The organism is Corallococcus sp. AB038B, from assembly GCF_003668955.1.
GTDB classification, from domain to species: Bacteria; Myxococcota; Myxococcia; order Myxococcales; family Myxococcaceae; genus Corallococcus; species Corallococcus exiguus.
Genome location: NZ_RAWO01000229.1, coordinates 1 through 409, shown reverse-complemented (window position 1 = coordinate 409; position 409 = coordinate 1). Strand labels below are relative to the sequence as shown.

The 409-nt window shown below is 60.1% G+C and carries 1 protein-coding gene; it reads right to left on the bottom strand.

Annotated features, from left to right (window positions below; genetic code table 11):
- The coding region (locus tag D7Y04_RS43120) for a ribonucleotide-diphosphate reductase subunit beta (RefSeq protein WP_199749842.1) at positions 1-285 on the bottom strand (285 nt) is incomplete at its 3' end.
- Positions 286-409 lie beyond the last annotated feature (124 nt).

Here is a 409-nt window from a genome sequence, read left to right as displayed (position 1 = left end):
CTGCCGCGACAGGTACATCCGCGCCTCGGGGGCGTTGATGTGCTTGTAGAGGTTCAGCACCAGGTTGTTGCCGACGATGCTGTCGCCCGTCGCGAAGAAGGCCACCAGGCGGTGGATGAGATGTCTTTCCGCATCCGTCATCTTCGAGCGGAGGTCCACGAGGTCCGTGGAGAAGTCGACCTCTTCGACAGTCCAGGTGTTCTTGATGGCGTTCCGATACATCTCGAAGAAGACCGGGTATGCCATCGGGCGCAGCGTCAGGTTCAGTCCGGGTTCCAGCAGCATGGGCGCGATCCATACCACGCTCGCGAACCCGTCAAGGTGACTCGCGCGGCGATACGCTTTTACGTTCGCTCACGTCTCAACAGCCCGGAAAAAAAGCAAAGCGAGCACGCGTTTTCACGCGTGC